The following is an 18312-nucleotide window of genomic DNA, read 5'->3' as shown; positions in this document are numbered from 1 at the left end:
CCTCTGCCTACCTCTTCTTCTGACGGAAACCTGCGTAAAGCACGAACACGGCGCCGAAAGCCACGAGGATCCACTCCCCGACCGGGCCGATGCGTGCCGACAACGTCTCAGTATCGCGCACCGGAACGTCCTCCTGCAAAAGACCCGCCCGGAAAATCTCTGTCCGGTCCGTCACAGCCCCCTCCGGCGAGACGATCGCCGAGACACCCGACGTCGCGGCGACGATCACCGAGCGGTCGTACTCGATCGCCCGCATCCGGCTGATCGCCAACTGTTGGAAGGTCATGTCCGTGAACCCGAAGGTCGCGTTGTTCGTGGGGCTCGCGAAGACCGTGGCACCTGCACGGGTGGCGTCACGGAAGGCGCCGTCGAAACTGACCTCGTAACAGGTGGCCACCCCGACAGGAACGCCGTCCATCCGGACCACGCCGTCGCCGTCGCCGGCCTTGAAGTTCCCCGCCATGTCGACATAGGGGCTCACGTGGCGCAGCAGGTCGCGGTAGGGCATGTACTCGCCGAACGGCTGGAGGAACTTCTTCACGTGCTGGTCCCCTGCCCCGGTCTCCGGGTCCCACACCACCGCGGTGTTCCGGGAGCCGACCTCGTCCCGGGTGAGCGTGCCGACCAGCAACGGTGCCCCGACGGCCTCCGCGGCGGCGCTGATCTGCTCGGCGGCACCGGGGTTGGCGAACGGGTCGATGTCGGAGGCGTTCTCCGGCCAGATCACCAGGTCGGGTCGGGGCCGCTCCCCTGCCTCGATCTCCTCGGCCAGGCGGAAGGTCTGGGTGAGGTGGTTGTCCAGCACCGCGGCACGTTGGGAGTTGAAGTCCAGCCCGAGGCGCGGGACATTGCCCTGGACGGCGACGACGTTGAGCGTCTCGTCGACGTCACCGCCCCAGGACGTCGGGACGACACCGAGGACGAGACCGCCGCCGAGCGTGGCCGCCACGGCGGACACGGCGGTGATGTAGCGCCGCTGCAGCAGCAGGGCCACCGCCAGTCCGCAGAGCACCACGGCGTAGGTGACGAGCGCGGGGCCGGCGACCGTCGTCCACTCGGCCAGGGGGCCGGTGATCTGCCCCCACGCGACCCGTGCCCAGCCGAACCCGCCGAACGGCCACGACGACCGCAGCCATTCGGTGGCGACGTACCACGCGGGGACCGCCGTCAACAGCAGGACGGTCCACCCGGTGGCCCGCGATCGCCTCGTCCGCCGGGCCTGGACGACGCAGACCAGGCCCAGCCCGAACCCGAAGAGCAGACTGTACAGGGACTGCAACAGGGCCAGACCGATCCAGGCGATCGCGCCGACGTACTCGCCGACCCAGGGCAGCAGGAACAGGTAGCACACCAGCCCCTGGACCCAACTCAGCCACATCACCCGCCGACGGATCCTGCGGGGGCCGGTGGCGTCACGCGGGACGTCCGCGACGGCCCTGGCCACGACGACGAAGAAGACCGTGAACCCCAGCGGAGCGGCCCACCACAGTCCGGTGGGCTGGTAGGAGGCGAACTGGGCCACCCCCGCGGCCGCCGCACCGGCCGTGAGAAGGAGGAGACGGATCACGCCCTGTCGTCCCTGCCGTCAGCGGCATCGCTGTCGTCGCGCCCGTCGAACTCGTCGCTACGGTGGTCGATGACCTCACCCCAGCCGTCGACGTTCTTCGTCTGGGGCATGCTCACCCCGGAGACGGTGGAGAACGACGCCCCGCCGAAGCTGGTGATCCGGCGGCGCAGGGCCTCCCCCAGGCCCCGGCGGACCAGCGAGCGGGTCGGCGGCAGGAGCAGCACGATACCGAGGACGGCGGTGAAGAGCCCGGGCAGGGCGACGAGGACCGCGCCGACGGCGCTCAGCGCGGCGTCCGCGGTGAGACGGCCGGGGTGCGACTGGTCGGTCAGCGAGCGACGGACCAGTTCACGGAACTGCCACCCGGCGAGCAGCATTCCGCCGATGAACGTCGCCACCACCAGCAGGACCGTCCACCCGAACCCGATCCAGAGTCCCAACAGGACGAACACGAGGATCTCGGTGGCGATGTAGAGCAGAGGCAGCAGTCGGGGCATACCCCACAGCCTACCGTGGCGCCCGGCGCCACAGGGCCCGCGGGACCAGCGGCATGATCCGGGCGAGCAACGCGAGCCTGCGCGGGACCCACACGTCCGACGTGCGTGACGCCAGGCCCTGCACCGTCGCCTCGGCGACGACGTCCGCGGTCACCGACATCGGCGCCGGGTCCATCCCCTCGGTCATCCGCCCGATGACGAACCCCGGGCGCACCACCGTCAGCCGTACCCCGGTGCCACGCAGCGCGTCCTGCATGCCCTGGCAGAAACCGTCGAGACCGGCCTTCGCCGAACCGTAGACGTAGTTGGGCCGTCGGACCCGCGCGCCGGCGATCGACGAGAAGGCGACGAGGTCGCCGTGACCGCGGGCCACCATGCGGGTTGAGAGCTCGGTGAGCAGGACGGCCTGGGCGGTGAAGTCGGTGTGCAGGACCCGTTCGACCTCGGTACCGTCGCGCTCGGCGAGCTCCTGGTCGCCGAGGACACCGAACGCGGCGATCGCCGTGTCGATCGTGCCGCCGGCCTCGACGGCGTCCAGGACCCCGGGCTGGCCGGCGCAGTCGGTGGCGTCGAAGAAGACGGTCTCCACCGTCCGTGCGCCGGCCTCCCGGCACGCGGCGGCGAGGTCGGTGAGGGCGTCGGGCCGTCGGGCGGCCAGGACGATGTCGTTGCCGGCGGCGAGCCGGAGGATGATCTCGGCACCGATCTCGCTGGTCGCGCCGAACAGGGCGATCCGTGCCGGGGACGTCGTGGCGTTCACCGGGCCACCTCCGCGGCGACGAGGTCGTGGGTGGTGGTGTTGAGCGGCACGCAGCCGTCGCCGGTGAGCACCACGATGTCCTCGATCCGTGCACCCCACCGGCCCGGCACGTAGATCCCCGGTTCGATGGAGAACGCCATCCCCTCGGCGAGCACGGTGTCGTCGCCGGCGATGATGAACGGTTCCTCGTGCCCGGAGACACCGATGCCGTGGCCGGTGCGGTGGGTGAAGTACTCCCCGTACCCGGCGTCGTCGATGACCCGGCGGACCACGCCGTCGAGGTCGCCGGCGGTGATCCCGGGGCGCGCCGCGGCACGTCCCGCGGCCTGGGCGTCACGCAGGACGGTGTAGGCGTCGCGCTGCTCCCCGGACGGGGTGCCGAGCACGTAGGTGCGGGTGCAGTCGGAGTGGTAGCCGGAGTCGAGCGTGCCACCGATGTCGACGACCACGACGTCCCCGTCGGCGAGGACACGGTCCGAGAAACTGTGGTGCGGGTCGGCACCGTGCGGGCCGGAGCCGACGATGACGAAATCCACCGTGACGTGCTCGGCGAGGATCATCGTCGTCAGCTCCTCGGCGACCTCGCGCTCGGTACGCCCCGGCCGCAGCAGACCGGGGACCCGCCTGTGCACCGCGTCGATGGCGTGCCCGGCCCGGGTGAGTTCGGCGATCTCGACGGCGTCCTTGACCATGAACACCTCCCGCAGCACGGTGGTGGCGTTGCGGGTGCCCACTCCCCTGGCCTGGAGGGCCAGGAGGTGGTCGGCGGTCATCGCGGCCGACACCGCCACGGTCGCGCCCGCCGGGAGCTCGAGCAGCGCCAACGGGTCCTCGCCGTCGGTCCACGGCACCACGCGGACACCGGCGGCACCGGCCACACCGTCACGCAGGGCGGCGGCGTCCACGGCCGGCACCACGACGTGACGGTCTGCGGGGGTCACCACCAGCGCGGTGAAGCGCTCGTGGGTGTCGATGTCGCTGTCGAGGAGGAAACGCAGGTCGGCACCGGGTGTGAGCACGGCGGCGTCGAGGCCCTGCTCGTCGAGGAGCCGGGCCACGGTGTCGAGGCGGGAGGTGTAGGTGGGGACGGGAAAGCTCATGGGAAGCCAGTGTAGGCCAGAGCAGGTCCGCTACGCGCCCAGCTCCACCACACCGCGGCGGATCGCCGGCACGGCTTTCCGGGCCGACGCCTTCACCGACAAGGAGTAGCCGGTGTGGCGGATCTGCTCCAGCAGGTCGACGACACGGTTGCACCAGCGGACGAAGTCACCGGCGCTCAACGTCGCACCGGACGCCTCGGCGGCACGGAGGCAGTAGTCCAACGGCGCACCGGCGGCCCACTGGTGCACGGCCGTGGCGAAGCCCATGTCGGGGTCACGGGTCAGCGGGAGACGGTGCCGGGCCTCGTCGGAGACCAGCTCACCGTGGATACGGAACACCGCGGACACCGCGTCGGCCAGGGCCTCGGTCGGCACACCGTCCGCGTGGCTCCCCTCGGTCTCCCGCCGGTTCTCGAAGACACAGGTCGACACCACGGCGGCGAGCTCGGCGGGGTCGAGGTCGTCCCACACCCCACGCCGCAGGCACTGGGCGACGAGGAGGTCCGCCTCGTGGTGGACCTGTGCCAGGCGCCGTCCCTCCGCGGTGATACGGGTGCCGGTCCGGTCGCCGTCCTGTCCACCGTCCTGTTCGACGTAGTCGAGTTCCCCCAGGAGGTCGAGGATCCGGTCGAAGGTGCGCGACAGCGACTCCGTCTCCGGGGCGGCGGCCTCCGCCTCACGTTCGAGGGTGCGACGTGCCGCGACGACGCGCTCCGCCGGACGGACGATGTCCTCACGCTCGGCCAGCAGGTGGACCGGGTGGACGTGCACCCGGTCGCGGAGCTCGGCGGCTTTCCGCGACCCGCCCTTCGCCTTCGGCTTGAGGACGCGGGGACGGTCCACCTTCTGGCGCCGCAGGTTGGACGCCACCGCGCGGGAGTGCCGCTTCGGGCTACGCTGCACGCCCTTGTGCAGCGACATGTGGCCCAGCGGCACCGGCACATTGCCAAACGTCTCGGCGGTCACCGGACCGCACCAGCCGTCCTCGGTGATGATCCACGGCCGGGGGCGGCGGTGGTCGGAGTCGCTGCGGGCGACGGTCGCGATCTGCGGGTGCCGTCCCGTCGGCAGGGCGATGATGTCGCCGACCGACAGGCTCGACAGCAGACGGGAGGTCTCCACCTGACGGTCGGCGGCCGAGTCCTTCTTCGCCCGACGCTCCTCCAGCGCCAGGTCCCGCCGGAGTCCGGCGTAGGCCACCGCCTCGTCCGCGCTGACCCGGGCACCCTTCAGGGACGACAGGGTGGTCGCCAGCTCGCGCTCCAGGCGGGCCAGCTCGCGGCGCCGGCGGCTGACCCGCTCGGCCTGCTCCACCACGGTGGACGCCGCCTGGTACTGGGCGAAGGACCGGTCCAGCAGCCGGTGGGACTCGGTGTACCCCTTCGTGGAGATCAGGTTGACCGCCATGTTGTAGCCGGGGCGGAACGTGGAGTCCAGCGGGTAGGTACGGGTCTGGGCCAGGTTCGCCACCGCGTACGGGTCGATCCCCTTCGACCACAGCACCAGGGCATGGCCTTCGGTGTCGATGCCACGCCGGCCCGCACGCCCGGTGAGCTGGGTGTACTGGCCGGGTGTGAGGTCGACGTGGGTCTCGCCGTTGAACTTGACGAGTTTCTCGAGCACCACCGTGCGGGCCGGCATGTTGATGCCCAGCGCCAGGGTCTCGGTGGCGAAGCAGACCTTCAGCAGCCCGCGGGAGAACAGGTCCTCGACGATGTGCCGGAAGGCCGGCAGCATGCCGGCGTGGTGGGCCCCGTAGCCGTTGCCCAGGGCGCGCCGCCACTGCCGGAACCCGAGCACCCCGAGGTCCTCGGTCGCGATCCCCTCGACCCCCCGGTCGACGGTTGCGAGGATCTCGTCGCGGTCGGCGTCGGTGGTCAGCCGCACACGGTCGACGAGGAGCTGGCGGACGGCGCCGTCGCAACCGGCGCGGGAGAAGATGAAGTAGATCGCCGGGAGCATCGAGGCACCGCGCATCTGCGCGACGACGTCGGAGCGCTTCGGCCCCTGACGGCGGCCGGACTCCTCCGCCCGGGTGGCCGCGGCGACCACGGCACGGTTGACGTCGGCGTCACCGTCGGCGCCGCGCCTGTCGTCGTAGAGCGGCATGATCTGCGAGCCCACCGTCATCGACTGGTGCAGCGGGACCGGCCGGTGGGTGGTGACCACCAGGTCGGTGCGTCCGCGCACCGTGGACAGCCACGCGCCGAACTCCTCGGCGTTGCTCACCGTCGCCGACAGACTGACCAGGATCACCGCCGGGTCGAGGTTGAGGATGGTCTCCTCCCACACCGGGCCGCGGGACGGGTCGGCGAGGAAGTGGACCTCGTCCATGACGACGTGGGTGAGGGTGTCGAGGCGGTCGGAGTCGGCGTAGATCATGTTGCGCAGCACCTCGGTGGTCATCACGACCACCGGGGCGTCGCCGTTGATGCTGACGTCACCGGTGAGCAGGCCGACCCGGTCCTCGCCGTAGCGGGCGACGAGGTCGTGGTACTTCTGGTTGCTCAGTGCCTTGATCGGGGTGGTGTAGAAGCAGGTGCCGTCGAGGCGGAGCGCCTCGTGGACGGCGAACTCCCCCACCACCGTCTTGCCGGCGCCGGTGGGGGCGCAGACGAGGACGCCGCGGCCCTCGGCGACGGAGGTCGCGGCGGTGAGCTGGAACTCGTCCAGCGGGAAGGGGTATGCGGCCGCGAACGCGGCGACCGGTGCCGGGAGCGTCCCCGGGTCAGAGGAGGTCATCGAGATTGCTGTCGTCCATCCTGGTCGATGTCGGGTGTGGGGGTGCCTGTGGGGTGGCGCGGGGGACGTTGACCGGGGCAGCGGGTGCGATCGACGACGCGGTCTCGTCGTCCAGGTCGTCGGGCACGGTCTCCAGCCCGTCGAGGCCGGCCTTCTTCGCCCGCCGTCTGTCGTTAATCCGGGTGACCTGGATCGCGATCTCCATCATCAGGCTCATCGACAGGGCCAGGATCAGCATGGACACCGGGTCGCCGCCGGGGGTGACGAAGGCGGAGAGGACGAACAGGACCAGGACGACGTACCGCCGCTTGTCCTTCAGGGTCTCGTAGCTGAGGATGCCGATGACGTTGAGCATCACCGTGATCAACGGGACCTCGAAACTCACGCCGAAGACGAGCATGAGCGTCATCAGGAAGTTGAAGTAGGAGGTGCCGTTCAACGCGGCGATCTGGGTGTCGTCGCCGATGGTCATCAGGAACTCGAGGCCGAAGGCGAGCACGAAGTAGGACAGCACCGCACCGAGCGCGAACAGCAGGGTCGCGGCGGACACGAAGACGCGGGTCCACATCTTCTCGTTCTTCCTCAACCCCGGGGTGACGAACCCCCACAACTGCAGCAGCCACACCGGGGCGGACAACACCAGGCCGGCGAGGAAACCGATCTTCAGCCGCAGCATGAACATCTCGAACGGGCTGGTGGCGAGCAGCCGGCATTCGCCGGTGAGCTCCCCGCCGAACCGCTGTTCGGGCGGGAGCTCGCAGTACGGGGCCTTCAGCAGTTCACCGAGGCTCGGGGTCCCCAGGACGCCGTGGCCGTACCACAGGTACCCAAGGATCGTGCCGACGCCGATCGCCGCGAGCGCGACGAGGATCCGCCGCCGGAGCTCCTTGAGGTGCTCGACGAGGGACATCTCGGCCTCGGTCGGCCGACGACGCTTCCTCGCCAGACGTGTGCGGGGCACCCGGACGCGACGGGGGGCGTCGGGAGAACGGTCAGTCATTGCGGGTCGGGGTGGCCTTCAGGTCGTTCAGGTCGGTCGCGGTGACCGGCTCGTCCTCCACGGACGCCGCCGGCGCGGCGGCCTGCTCGACCTGGGGTGCCGCACCGTCCTTCTTCATCTCGTTCATCTCGGACTTGAAGATGCGCATCGACCGCCCCAGCGAGCGTGCCATGGTCGGCAGCTTGGAAGCGCCGAACAGCAGGACGACAACGAGGACGATAATGAGCAATTGCATGGGTCCGGGCATCATGTGGTGATCACTCCTCGGCCGGTCAGGCCTGGTTCTTCTTGGTCGGGTCGGTGACCGGGTCAGTAGCCGGCTTCGTCGCCGGGTCGGGGACGACGGTGTCGGCGGCCGGCGGTACGGCCCCCTCGACGGGCGACGGCTTGCCGTCGTTCTTCATCTCGTTCATCTCGGACTTGAAGATACGCATCGACCTGCCGGCGGACCGGGCGAGGGTCGGCAGCTTCGCCGCCCCGAAGAGCAGGACGATGACGAGGAGAATGATAAGAATCTCAGGCCAACCGAGGGATCCCATGGGGCAGTGCCTTTCCGTCGCGTGGGTCAGTCATGGATGAGCCATGACTCAGTCAGGGATAACCCTACGCCAGTGAGCGGTAGGCATCCACCGCAGCGCGGGCCCGGGCGGCCACACGGTGTCCGAGATCACACCCCGGGGTGTCCTGCAGGCCGTCCGGGGCGACGACCCCGCGGATCGACGGTGCGTAGGCCAGGAGGAAACGCTCCAACCAGTCCCCCGTGTCCGGGATCGCCGCGCGCAACGGGCCGGGGCCGTCCACCTGCCAGATCGGCAGGTACTCGAACATCCAGGCGGCGTCGTCCTCGAGCTCGATCACGGCCCAGCGCTGTCCGTCGCGGTCGAAGCCGAACGGGTCCTCGGCGTCGACCGTCCGTTCGCGGGCCGGGGGCGCGGGCCGGTCGGTCACCCGGACCGACGACATCCGGGAGACGTTGAAGCACCGCTGGTCGACCGTGTCCGGCGCGTCCCCGCGGGCCCAGAGGTAGGCCTGCCCGTCGATGAACTCCAGCTGGTCGGGAACCAGGGTGCGTGGGGTCACCGAGTCCGAGGACGCCGACCGGTAGGTCAGCTCGATCCACCGGCGCGTCGACAGCGCCTCGCGTAGGGCCGGCAGGTTCTCCGCCAGCACCGGGGCCGTCCCCTGCCCCGGGCCGTCGCCCGCCACCGTGGGCCGGGACGCGGTGGTGAACTCGTCGGGGACGAACCGGTCGCGGCGGTCCCGGACGTCCTGCTGCAGGTCACGGATCATCTCCGCGGCGGAGTCCACGTCCGCCCGGCCGGGGCCGGACATCACGCTGGCCAGGCGTTCCAGGCTGAGCAGCAGGGCCCCCGACTCCGCCGCCGTCAGCGACGGTGCCCGGTCGAGGCCGAGGGAGGTGACGACGTCCACGTGCATCCCGGAGGTCGAGAACTCCAGCAACGACCCTGGCAGGTACGGCGGGAGACCGCAGGTCGCCGCCTGGGTCAGCTCGTGGCGTAGCTGGGGCACGGACACCCCGAACTGGGCCGCCGCGCGCATCAACGAGCCGTCCGGATGGTGCCGGAACCAGGCGATGACCGCCAGGACGCGACGGACCTGCCAGGTGGTGTAGCCGACGGTGCGTCGGCGGGGAACGGGGTCGGTCACGGCCGGTGCTCCTCTCCCCCGAAGGTGCGCACGGCATCCTCCAGGTGCGTGACGATGTCGGCGACGACGTCCGGCGGGTCGACGACGAGGCAGTCCGTGGCGTAGGAGGCGGCCGTGCGGACCAGCCACCGCCGGTCGACCGGGCCGACCAGGCCGTCGGGAGACGCCAGGGCACGGAGTTCCTGGGCGCCGTCGGTGAGGAAACGCACCCGGGCGGTGACCATCGTCGAGGAGGCGCGGAGCCCCTCGGTCACCAGCTCGGCGACGGGACGGTCCGGTGCGGGGTGGCGGATCAGGGTGGCGGCGGCCTCCAGGTCGGCGATGCGCGAGAGCCGGAACGTCCGTTGGCTGTCCCGGTCGAGGTCGAACCCGGTGAGGTAGAGCCTGCCGTCGACGGCGGCGACACCCCACGGGTCCAGACGGCGTAGCTGCGGATCCTCGGTCAACGCCGGCCAGTAGTGGAACCGCAGGCTCAGGTTACGGTCCATCGCCACGTTCAGCGCCTCGATGTCGGCGTCGGTGAGGTCGACGGCGTCGGGCACCGGGGCGGAGAACCCGGGGCCGTCGTCGAGGTCGGACGCCGGTGCCACCGTCGACAGTTTCTGCAGCGCCTGGCGCACCGGGGCGGCGAGCGACTGGTTCGGGACCCACTGCGCGGCAGGGCGCAGGGCCTGCCACCGGGCGTCGGTGACGGCGAGGTCGGGCAGGAAACTCGGGGCGGGGTCGATCCCGTACCGGACCTCGGGGTGTCCGTCGTCGTCGGTGCCGGCGGTTTCCACGACGACCAGGCCGAGCTCGTCGAGGAGCGGCCGGTCGCGGTCGAAGCGCCGGCGGACGGTCTCGACGTCCCCGGAGTAGCCGTCGACGTGCGTCCGGATCCACTGGAGCGACCGTGACCGGTCCGTCAGGGCCAGCACGAGGTTGAGCAGCCGCGACGACGCCGGGTCCCAGTGGATCTCCGCCGGGCGGTTCGCGGGGCTCACGGCGAGGGCTCCGCGAGGATGTCGAGGAGGTGCTCCAGCCCCTCGGCGGTGGGGTCGAAGGGGTCGGGCAGGACGATCTCGTCGCCGCCGTCGCCGTTGACCTTCAGCCGCGTCCAGTCGACCGTCGTCTGGCGGTGGCTGTCCAGCGCCGCGGTGAGGAACCGGCCCCGGGCGGCGGCGCGCGTGGTGGTGGGTGCCGTGTACGTCGCGGCGGTGATGTCGTCGGGGTCGACGAGGGTGGCGACCTCTCCCCTGCGGGCCAGCAGGTGGAACAGGCCGCGGTCCGGGTTGATGTCGTGGTAGGTCAGGTCGACCTGGGCGAGCCGCGGGTCGGTGATCTCCAGACCGCCGCGCTCGGCGATCCGGTCGAGGAGCTTCTTCTTGATCACCCAGTCGATCTCCGTGTCAACCGCGGAGAAGTCACCGGACTCCGCCCCGTCGAGCACCCGGCCCCACAGGTCGACCACCGGGAGCAGCTGGTCGCGCGGTGTCCCTGGGGCGCCCTCGGCCGGCTCCGGACGGTCCTCCATCCAGCGCACCGCCGCGGCGTGGAAGTCGCGCTGGATGCCCAGCGGTGTCGCGGTGCCGCCGTCGCGCAGCGCCAGCGGGGTGGTCCCCGTGGAATCCCGGGCGATCTCGCGGATCGACCGGATCTCGTTGGACAGCTCGCGGTCCGGCAGGTCGACCCCGGCCTCGATCATCTCCAGCACCAGGAGCGTCGACCCCACCTTCAGGGCGGTGGTCGTCTCGGACATGTTGGAGTCGCCGACGATGATGTGCAGCCGGCGGAACCGGGAGGAGTCCGCGTGCGGCTCGTCGCGGGTGTTGATGATCGGCCGGGAGCGTGTCGTCGCCGAGGACACCCCCTCCCACACGTGGTCGGCGCGTTGGGACAGGCAGTACCCGGGCCCGAAGTTCTCGTTCGGGGCGCCGGCGGTCGGCACACTGATCTTGCCGGCCCCGCAGATCAGCTGCCGGGTGACCAGGAACGGCAGCAGTTGGGCCGACAGGCTCTTCAAGGGCATGTCCCGGCCCACCAGGTAGTTCTCGTGGCAGCCGTAGGAGTTGCCGACCGAGTCGGTGTTGTTCTTGAGCAGGTAGACCTTGCCGCCGATCCCCCGCTCCGCCAGCGACGTCTCACAGCGCGACGCCAGGTCGTGGAAGATCTGGTCCCCCGCCCGGTCGTAGGTGATGAGTTGGTGGAGCGAGTCGCACTCGGCGGTGGCGAACTCCGGGTGCGCGCCGACGTCGAGGTACACCCGCGAGGCGTTGGGCCAGTAGACGTTGCTGCTGCGGTAGCGCTCCACCACCGGGGCGAAGAGGTGCCGGGCGACCTCGTCCGGGCCCAGCCGCCGGTGGCTGTCCAGGACGCTGGTGATGCCGAACTCGGTCTCCAGGCCCATGATCCGGCGGGTGAACACGGCCGCCGTGACTACTGCCCGCCCTTCTGGACGTAGGACTTCACGAACTCCTCGGCATTGGACTCCAGCAGGCCGTCGATCTCGTCGAGCAGGTCGTCGGTGCCACTGACCCTGAGCTGCTCCTGGCCGGAGGCGACGGGGTCGGTGGCACCGGCGACGTCACCGTCGTCGGGCCCGCGCCCCCCGTGGACCTGGTTTTGGCTGGAGCCGCCCGTCGAGCCTGATCCGGCTGCCATGGGGAACCACTTCCTTCACGAGTGCTAGAGCGATGGTGGAATCTGTGTTCCGGTGCCTACAGGATATCAGTCGACACCGCCGAGGGAGCCCGGGAGCAGCTCCCCGAGGACCCGGACGAGCCCGGCGGCGTCGTCGACGTCGGCCAGGGCGTCCTGCAGCTGCGCCGCGGTGCCCTGCAACGGGTCAGGGAGCAGGACGCGGGTCGTCGACGACGCCCCGTAGGGGGTGTCGAGGACCAGGGTGTCCCAGTTCGCCGCGAGCAGGTCACCGGAGAACCGGCGGGCCACCTCGCCACGCAGCCAGGCCCGCGTGTCGGCCGGGGCCCGGGCAGCCGCGGCGGCGACATCGTCGGCGGGGACGAGGGTGCGCATCCTGCCCTTCCGGACCAGGGCGTTGTACAGGCCCTTCGCCGGGTCGATGTCGTGGTACTGGATGTCGACCACGGCCATCGTCGGGTGGTCCCAGTCGAGTCCGCGGGCGCGGTAGGCGGTGAGCAGGCTGAGCTTGGCGGTCCAGTCCAGACGGTCGGCGGTGCTCGCCGGGTCGCGCTCCAGGTCGTCGAGGATCTCCCCCCACACCTCGAGCACGAGGTCGTCCCCGTCGTGCCGGTGCGCGGCCGGGACGGCCTCGACGACCCGACGACGGATCTCCCGCTGGATCTCGACCGCGGTGCGCTCCACGTTGCCGTAGAGCCGCACCGGTGCCGAACAGTCCAGGTCACGGGAGATCTGCCGGACGGCGGCGACCGGTTCGTACAGGGCCAGGTCCGAGAAGTCCGCGCCCGCACCGACGGCGTCGAGGACCAGCGCCGTGGTGCCGAGCTTGAGGAAGGTCGCGTACTCCGAGAGGTTCGCGTCGCCGATGATGACGTGCATCCGGGCCCAGTCGTCGCCGACGTGGGACTCGTCGCGGGTGTTGATGATGCCGCGGTTCAGGGTGGTCTCCAGCGACACGGTCGTCTCGATGTAGTCGGCCCGCTGGCTGATCTGGAAACCGGGGGTCTGGCTCTCGGCCCCCAGGCCGAGCCGTCCGGCCCCGGTGTAGACCTGACGGGTCACGAAGTGGGGAATCAGCGCGGCCTGCACCGCCTCGGCGTCGTAGGACCGGGGGTAGAGGTAGTTCTCGTGGGCGCCGTAGGAGGCGCCCTTGCCGTCCACGTTGTTCTTGTGGATCGTCAGCGCCGGCTGGTCGTCCACCGCCGCGGACGCCTGTGCGGCGGTGTGCATCACCAGCTCGCCGGCCTTGTCCCAGATCACCGCGTCCCAGGCGTTGGTGGTCTCCGGCGACGAGTACTCCGGGTGCGCGTGGTCCACGTAGAACCGGGCGCCGGCGGTGGTGACCACGTTCGCCGAGCCCAGCGCGTTGGGGTCGACGACGGGGGCGGTGCGGTAGCGGCGCAGGTCGAAGCCGCGCACGTCGCGCAGCGGCGACTCGGCGTTGTAGTCCCACCGGGTGCGTCGGTTCACCCCCAGCCCCGTGGCGCCGGCGTAGGCGACGACCGCCTGGGTGGAGGTCTCGATCGGGCTGGCGTAGGGGTCGCCCGGGGCGATGATGCCGAACTCGGTCTCGGTGCCGATCAGCCGGCGTGGTGCGGTGCTCACCGGTCGGCCCCCCGGTCTGCGCGCCGGTCTGCCCGTCGGTCTGCCATGGTGATCTCCACGACGCGGCGGGACGAGTGGCCGGAGATCCTGGCCCACTCGGCGGGGTTGGTGGTGTCGGGCAGGTCGTCGTTGTCGCGGCACTCCTCGTCCACCGCGGCGTCCACGTGGGCTTCGGTGACGCCGTCGCCCTCGCCACGCAGGACGTCCTTGATGGCGAGCTTCTTGACCCGGTCGACGATGTTGGCCAGCATCGCCCCCGAGGTGAAGTCGCGGAAGTAGAGGTCGGAGTGGGTTCCGTCGGCGTAGTGCAGGGTGAGGTACGGGCGGTCGTCGGAGTAGAGGTCGTCGATCACCCGGGCGCGCAGCCGGGCGGCCGCCGCGTCGGCCCCGCCGGCGGCCTCGAGGAGCGCGGCGGACACCGGGACCGCGGCGGTGAGGTACTTGCCCAGGATGTCGGCGGCGGCCGCACGGTCGGGCCGCTCCACGCGGATCTTCACGTCGAGCCGGCCGGGGCGCAGGATCGCCGGGTCGATGAGCTCCTCACGGTTCGAGGCGCCGATGACGATGACGTTGCGCAGCCCCTCCACCCCGTCGATCTCGGCGAGCAGCTGCGGGACCACCGTGGACTCGACGTCCGAGGAGACACCGGTGCCACGGGTGCGGAAGATCGCCTCCATTTCGTCGAAGAAGATGATGACGGGCTGGCCGGCGGAGGCGATCTTGCGGGCGCGCTCGAAGATCAGACGGATCTGCCGCTCGGTCTCGCCGACGAACTTGTTGAGCAGTTCGGGGCCCTTGATGTTCAGGAAGTAGGACTTCGCGTCCGGGGTTCCGGCGTCGGTGTTGATCTTGCGGGAGAGGGAGGACGCCACCGCCTTGGCGATCAACGTCTTCCCGCAGCCGGGCGGCCCGTAGAGCAGCACACCCTTCGGCGGCAGCAGGCCGTAGTCGCGGTAGAGATCCGGGTGCAGGAACGGCAGCTCGACGGCGTCGTGCAGCTGCTCGATCTGGCTCTCCAGTCCACCGATGTCGGAGTACGAGACGTCCGGCACCTCCTCGAGGACGAGGTCCTCGACCTCGGCCCGCGAGATCACCTCGAAGGCGTACCCGGCGCGCCGGTCGACGATGACGCTGTCTCCGGGGCCGACCTGCTTGGCGGCGACTTCCGAGGTGAGGGCGCCGGCGCATTTCATGAGGGTCTCTTCGCCGAGCTTGTCGGCGACGACGATGCGGGAGGAGTCGACGACCTCGACGACGGTGCCGATGTCGCCGGAGTCGGCGTATCCGCAGACTTCGACGACCTGTTGGCCCTCCCCCAGGCGGACGAGGGAGCCGGGGGTGAGTTCGCCCGGGGACACCCGGGGGCTGACCGGCAGGCGCATCCGGCGTCCGGCGGTGTGGACCTCGGCGGTGAGGCCGTCGGGGCCGGTGTCGAGCAGGGTGCCGTAGGTGCTCGGGGGTTCGGCGAGCGCGTCCAGCCGGGAGTTCAGTTCGTCCAGCTTGTCGCGGCTGGACCTGAGCATTTCGGTGAGTTTCGCGTTGCGGGTGCCCAGGGTCCGGTTGGCCAGTTGCAGCTGGCGGTAGGACTCAGGGCCGGAGTCGACCCGTGAGGTCGGTCCGCCGTGGAGATTCTGGTCCGTGGTGTGCTGCGTCATAGAGGGCCAGTCTACATGTGGGGCAAAGGTAGCCTATCCAGAACCACGGAACCGCCTCTGTGCCACCCCTGTGCAGGTTCCCCGGTCACGTGCGGGGGTCACGTGCGGGGGTCACTTGCGGGCGCGGCGTTGGGGCTTCGGGGCGACGGTGCCGTCGGCGAGGCGGCGGGCCCAGACGAGGAAGGCGGTGTGGGCGTTCATCCGGTGTTCGGGGCGGGTGGCCAGGCCCTCGACCTTCCATTCGCGGACGAGGGACTCCCAGGCCTTCGGTTCGGTGAAGCATCCCAGTTCGCGGATGCCCTCCATGACCTTCATCAGCTGGGGGACGGTGGCGACGTAGGTCATGAACACCCCGCCGGGGATCAGCAGGTCGCGGACGGTCTCGAGGCATTCCCAGGGGGCGAGCATGTCGAGGATGACCCGGTCGACCGGGCCGTCGGTGTCCTCGACGGTGACGTCCTTGAGGTCGCCGAGGCGCAGGTCCCAGTTGGCGGGGTGTCCCCCCATGTACTCGGTGACGTTGTTCTCGGCGTAGTCCAGGTGGTCCTCGCGGATCTCGTAGGAGATCAGCCGGCCGTGGTCGCCGACGGCGCGTAGCAGGGTCATCGACAGGGCGCCGGAGCCGGCGCCGGCCTCGAGGACCTTGGCGCCGGGGAAGATGTCGCCTTCGACGAGGATCTGGGCGGCGTCCTTGGGGTAGATCACCGCGGCGCCGCGGGGCATCGACAGGACGTGGTCGACCAGCAGGTGGCGGAAGCAGAGGTATTCGCCGCCGACGTGGGAGACGGCCACGGTGCCTTCGTCGCGGCCGATGATGTCGTCGTGCTTGATCTCGCCCTTGTGGGTGAAGTAGCTGCCGCCGGTCTCCAAGGTGATGGTGTAGTGGCGACGCTTGGCGTCGGTGAGCTGGACCCGGTCGCCGGGCTGGAACGGGCCGGAGTAGGCCACGGGGTTCCCCTTTACGTTGGTGCGGCTGTGGACCCGATCAGTGTAACGGCCGGCGGGCCGAGGCACGTCACGGGGCTCACTGGGGTCACAGGGCGGTGGGGACCCCGCAGACCCCGGCCCGGCACACCTGGACCAGTGCCTGCCCCTCCCCCGCGTCCGGGGAGCCCAGGAGCCGGGCACCGTGTTCGACCGGCAGGACCAGACAGGACGTCCCGAGCTGCGCGCGCAGTGCCGCCACCTGGGCGGGGTCGGCGGCGGAGACGGTCGCCTGGACCGGTCCGGCGAGGTGGCATTCGAGGGCGCACAGCCAGCCGCCGGCCTGTGCCAGGTGCTGGTCGACGACGCCGGTGTGGGCGTCGAGGATCCGGCGGGCCTCGGCCGACCAGCGTGCGCCGACGGCCCGGACGTCGGCGTCGTCGAGGGAGGTGGCGAGGGTGCCGGCCATGCTGAGGGCTTCGGCGAGGACCGCCACGGCGGTGGGGGTCGCGCCGTCGTAGGGGTCGCGGGGGCGTACACCGGTGCCGGCGACGGGTGTCGCGGCGTCGTACCAGGTCCCGGCGGCGCGGTGGAAGGTGACCTGGGTGTGGCGCACCAGTTCCGACACCGCCGCCGGTACGTCCAGGCCGTCGTGGGTGTCGCCGCGGTGCTCCCACAGCCGGACCAGGGCGAGCAGCAGCCAGGCGCAGTCCTCGAGGGTGCCCGGCGCGTGGGGGGACCCGGTGCAGCGCACCACACTGCGGACGGTGCCGTCGTCGTCGACGGTCACGGCGTGTTTCCACAGGGCGGTGGTGAGTGCCGCCCCGGCCTCCGGGTCGCCGGCCTCGGTGAGGGCGACGGCGGCCATGGCGTTCCAGGCGGTGACGACCTTGCCGTCGACGGCGGGGCGCGGCCGGGTGGACCGGGCCTGGCGCAGGGTGTCGCGAAGGTCGTCGGGCAGGGGCATGCCGTCGCGCCGGGCGAGGACGACGCGGCCGTCCACGTCGCCCTCCCCGGACAGCCCCAGGTCCTCCAGTTCGCCCGGGGCCCAGGTGTAGGTGTAGCCCTCGACCCGGGTGCCGTCGACGACGGTGTCGGCGTCGAGGCCGCTGGCGAGCAGATGCGGGTGCTCGGTCGCCAGGCCGTCCGTGAGGAAGGCGCGGGTCAGGTCGACGGCTTCGGCGACGAGGGCGTCGTCGGGCCGGTGGGTGCGGTAGGCGGCCAGGGCGCGCAGCAGCAGGGCGTTGTCGTAGAGGGTCTTCTCGAAATGCGGCACCGTCCAGTCGCCGTCCACGCAGTAGCGGTGGAATCCGCCGTCGACGGGGTCGGTGAGCCCGCCCTGCAGCATCGCGGTGGTGGTCCGTCCCACGATGTCGAGCACCTGGTCCCTGGCGGTGGCGGAGTCGGTGCGTTCGGCCCAGCGCACCAGGCCGAGCAGCGTCGCCGACGGCGGGAACTTCGGGGCGCCGCCGAAACCGCCGGTGGGGTGCTCGGAGGCGCGCATCTTCTGGACGACGCGGGTCGGCAGCTCCGCGGTGGCCTCCTGCGCGGCCCAGGACGCGGTGCCGCCGTCCCCGCCGTCCCTGCCGTCCCCGTCTTCCCCGCCGGTGGCGATCGCGTCGTTGAGCCGGGCGGTGAGCCCGTCGACGCGGTCGCGGTCGGACTCCCAGGTGCGCGACACCGCCTCCAGGACCTGACGGAACGACGGCCGGCCCTGCCGCGGGGCCGGCGGGAAGTAGGTGTCGGCCAGGAACGGGCGTCCCGCGGGGTCGGTGAAGACGGTCATCGGCCAGCCGCCCTGCCCGCTGAGGGCGAGGGTGGCCTGCATGTAGTACGCGTCGACGTCCGGGTGCTGCTCGCGGTCGACCTTGACCGCCACCATCCGGGAGTTGATGATCTCGGCGACCGCCGGGTCGCTGAAGGACTCCTCGGCCATCACGTGGCACCAGTGGCACGTCGCGTAGCCGACCGACACCAGCACCGGCACGTCACGCTCGCGGGCCTCGGCGAAGGGGCCGGGCCCCCACGGTTGCCAGTGCACCGGGTTGTCGGCGTGGGCCAGCAGGTAGGGGGACGTCGATCCGGCGAGACGGTTGGAGTTCATGCCCACCACGGTAGCCGGACGTCCCCGCCGACCACAGGAGCGACGAGGGGCGA

General features: G+C 71.1%; 16 protein-coding genes. All 16 read right to left on the bottom strand.

Annotated elements, in window-relative coordinates:
- Window positions 1-7 precede the first annotated feature (7 nt).
- Window positions 8-1567: an apolipoprotein N-acyltransferase gene (gene lnt / locus MUN33_RS13590; RefSeq protein WP_244805433.1), complete on the bottom strand. Its 1560-nt coding sequence runs from the start codon at window positions 1565-1567 to the stop codon at window positions 8-10.
- Window positions 1564-2064, bottom strand: coding sequence for an FxsA family protein (locus tag MUN33_RS13585; protein WP_244805432.1), 501 nt, complete (start codon window positions 2062-2064; stop codon window positions 1564-1566). The genes lnt and MUN33_RS13585 overlap by 4 nt, the downstream gene beginning before the upstream one ends.
- Before the next feature lie 10 nt (window positions 2065-2074).
- Window positions 2075-2824 (bottom strand): SDR family NAD(P)-dependent oxidoreductase, encoded by a 750-nt coding sequence (locus MUN33_RS13580; RefSeq protein WP_244805431.1) that lies wholly within the window; start codon window positions 2822-2824, stop codon window positions 2075-2077.
- Window positions 2821-3924 (bottom strand): M24 family metallopeptidase, encoded by a 1104-nt coding sequence (locus tag MUN33_RS13575; protein WP_244805430.1) that lies wholly within the window; start codon window positions 3922-3924, stop codon window positions 2821-2823. The genes MUN33_RS13580 and MUN33_RS13575 overlap by 4 nt, the downstream gene beginning before the upstream one ends.
- Window positions 3925-3954: 30 nt before the next feature.
- Entirely contained in the window at window positions 3955-6666 is a 2712-nt protein-coding gene (locus tag MUN33_RS13570; RefSeq protein WP_244805429.1) for a DEAD/DEAH box helicase, read from the bottom strand.
- A complete protein-coding gene (gene tatC, locus MUN33_RS13565) occupies window positions 6653-7666 on the bottom strand; it encodes a twin-arginine translocase subunit TatC (protein ID WP_369414971.1) in 1014 nt (337 codons plus the stop codon). The genes MUN33_RS13570 and tatC overlap by 14 nt, the downstream gene beginning before the upstream one ends.
- Complete coding sequence (gene tatA, locus MUN33_RS13560) at window positions 7659-7916, bottom strand: Sec-independent protein translocase subunit TatA (protein ID WP_255806797.1); 258 nt, start codon at window positions 7914-7916, stop codon at window positions 7659-7661. Before tatA (MUN33_RS13560) ends, tatC begins: the two co-directional genes overlap by 8 nt.
- Window positions 7917-7938: 22 nt before the next feature.
- The gene (tatA, locus tag MUN33_RS13555; protein ID WP_244805428.1) at window positions 7939-8205 is read right to left on the bottom strand and encodes a Sec-independent protein translocase subunit TatA; all 267 of its coding nucleotides are present in this window, start codon (window positions 8203-8205) and stop codon (window positions 7939-7941) included.
- 64 nt (window positions 8206-8269) lie between these two features.
- Window positions 8270-9334 (bottom strand): WYL domain-containing transcriptional regulator, encoded by a 1065-nt coding sequence (locus MUN33_RS13550; protein ID WP_244805427.1) that lies wholly within the window; start codon window positions 9332-9334, stop codon window positions 8270-8272.
- Window positions 9331-10317, bottom strand: a complete 987-nt coding sequence (locus tag MUN33_RS14270; protein ID WP_244805426.1) for a helix-turn-helix transcriptional regulator — start codon at window positions 10315-10317, stop codon at window positions 9331-9333. The genes MUN33_RS13550 and MUN33_RS14270 overlap by 4 nt, the downstream gene beginning before the upstream one ends.
- The gene (gene pafA / locus MUN33_RS13540; protein WP_244805547.1) at window positions 10314-11720 is read right to left on the bottom strand and encodes a Pup--protein ligase; all 1407 of its coding nucleotides are present in this window, start codon (window positions 11718-11720) and stop codon (window positions 10314-10316) included. Before pafA ends, MUN33_RS14270 begins: the two co-directional genes overlap by 4 nt.
- Before the next feature lie 29 nt (window positions 11721-11749).
- Window positions 11750-11974 (bottom strand): ubiquitin-like protein Pup, encoded by a 225-nt coding sequence (locus MUN33_RS13535; RefSeq protein ID WP_244805425.1) that lies wholly within the window; start codon window positions 11972-11974, stop codon window positions 11750-11752.
- A 66-nt stretch (window positions 11975-12040) separates the two neighbouring features.
- Window positions 12041-13576 (bottom strand): depupylase/deamidase Dop, encoded by a 1536-nt coding sequence (dop, locus tag MUN33_RS13530; protein ID WP_244805424.1) that lies wholly within the window; start codon window positions 13574-13576, stop codon window positions 12041-12043.
- Window positions 13573-15231, bottom strand: a complete 1659-nt coding sequence (arc, locus tag MUN33_RS13525; RefSeq protein ID WP_244805423.1) for a proteasome ATPase — start codon at window positions 15229-15231, stop codon at window positions 13573-13575. Before arc ends, dop begins: the two co-directional genes overlap by 4 nt.
- Window positions 15232-15342: 111 nt before the next feature.
- Window positions 15343-16179, bottom strand: a complete 837-nt coding sequence (locus tag MUN33_RS13520; RefSeq protein ID WP_244805422.1) for a tRNA (adenine-N1)-methyltransferase — start codon at window positions 16177-16179, stop codon at window positions 15343-15345.
- 85 nt (window positions 16180-16264) lie between these two features.
- Window positions 16265-18259: a thioredoxin domain-containing protein gene (locus MUN33_RS13515; RefSeq protein ID WP_244805421.1), complete on the bottom strand. Its 1995-nt coding sequence runs from the start codon at window positions 18257-18259 to the stop codon at window positions 16265-16267.
- Window positions 18260-18312: the final 53 nt, after the last annotated feature.

The sequence above is a fragment of the Corynebacterium kalidii genome, from assembly GCF_022869005.1.
In the GTDB taxonomy this organism is placed as follows: Bacteria; Actinomycetota; Actinomycetes; order Mycobacteriales; family Mycobacteriaceae; genus Corynebacterium; species Corynebacterium kalidii.
Note: the sequence above shows the minus strand (reverse complement) of the source record. Positions and strands in the feature narration are given on the sequence as shown.